This is a genomic window from Gordonia sp. VNK21 (assembly GCF_046098115.1).
Classification (GTDB): domain Bacteria; phylum Actinomycetota; class Actinomycetes; order Mycobacteriales; family Mycobacteriaceae; genus Gordonia.
The window spans coordinates 1-1,297 of the sequence record NZ_JBJURU010000040.1 but is presented as its reverse complement, the minus strand read 5'-3'; the positions used below and the strand labels follow the sequence as shown (position 1 = coordinate 1,297).

1 protein-coding gene is annotated in these 1,297 nt (G+C 64.5%); it reads left to right on the top strand.

Annotated elements, in window-relative coordinates:
- Positions 1 to 43 precede the first annotated feature (43 nt).
- A complete protein-coding gene (locus ACJMNC_RS18270) occupies positions 44 to 1,108 on the top strand; it encodes a BtrH N-terminal domain-containing protein (protein ID WP_408949363.1) in 1,065 nt (354 codons plus the stop codon).
- The last annotated feature ends 189 nt before the right edge of the window (positions 1,109 to 1,297 follow it).

Here is a 1,297-nt window from a genome sequence, read left to right as displayed (position 1 = left end):
CGCCCCGCCACACCAACGCCCCGCGACTCGGAAAGGACGGCATATGCCCCGCAAGACCTTCATCCAGGGTTACCCCCATCAGATCGGGGGCCACTGTGGTTCAGGCGCGATGCGAGATCTGCTGCACTGGCACGATCTCGGGTGGGACGGACCGCCCAGCGAAGGGCTCGTATTTACCCTCGGGGGCGCCTTGGGGTTGTCCTATCTTCGATCGAATGCCCTCGTTCCACCGCTGTATCTGGTGGGACGAGGTGCTGACTTCGAAGTCGACCTACCCCGCCGGCTCGGCGGGCAGGTCCAGGTCCTCACCACCGATGATCCAGAGGAGGGATGGTCGTGGGTACGCGACGAAATCGACTCCGGTCGACCAAGCCTGGTGTGGGGCGACATCGCCGAGCTACCGTATCTGAGGGTCCAGATGCAGATGAGCCGCCACGACATCGTCGTAATCGGCTACGACGAGGACGCGGGCGTAGCGTTCGTCGTAGACAACGACCGGGCCGAGGTGCAGGCGGTCCCCTTCGACTCGCTGGCTCGGGCCAGGTCTTCGACGTCGTTCCCACAGCCGACGCGCCACTGCACGTATCGCATTACCTGGCCGAGCGAGCTCCCCACTATCGGCGACACTGCAGCGGCAGCGTTCCGGCAGTCTGCTGACAACATGCGTCAGGCATCGGGGGCAAGCATCGCCGATCTCACCGCAGCCAGCGGTGCCGAGGGCTTGGCCGCCGCGGCAGCGCTGGCCGCCGACGTCCACACCTGGGCCGACCTTCCAGATGACGAACTTGAAATCTTACTGTTCAGCCTCGGCGCGTTCATCGAGAAGGCAGGCACCGGCGGCGGGTTGTTCCGACGCTTACTCGCCGAGGGGTGCGCTGAGGTCGCAAGACTGACTGGCGACCTCGCCACAGCAGACCTGGCGCAAGCCGCCGACTGCTGTGCGCGGGCCTGGACCGAGACCGCGCGCGCCGGGATCCAGCGCGGCGCTGATGTGCGAGCTCGCCTAGATGCGGTGGCCGAGGCCGCCGGTCGACTGCCAAAGGAGGAGACGGATCTTGTCGAGGCTTTGGAACTTGCGTCCAGCTCGTTGGCGACTGCAGACCACTAACCTCGGCCTTTCACGCTGAATTCGACTCGCCCTGTCTGAAGTATGAAGAAAGGTGCTCTCACCTGCGATAATTGGAGTTGCGACACAACCAATTCCGAGCAGAGCGAGGAGCACCTTTCTGGTGAGCAACTCTACCGTGTTCTACCCACAGGTCCAGGCCACCGATGACGGCGCCGGGCTGGTGTCGCA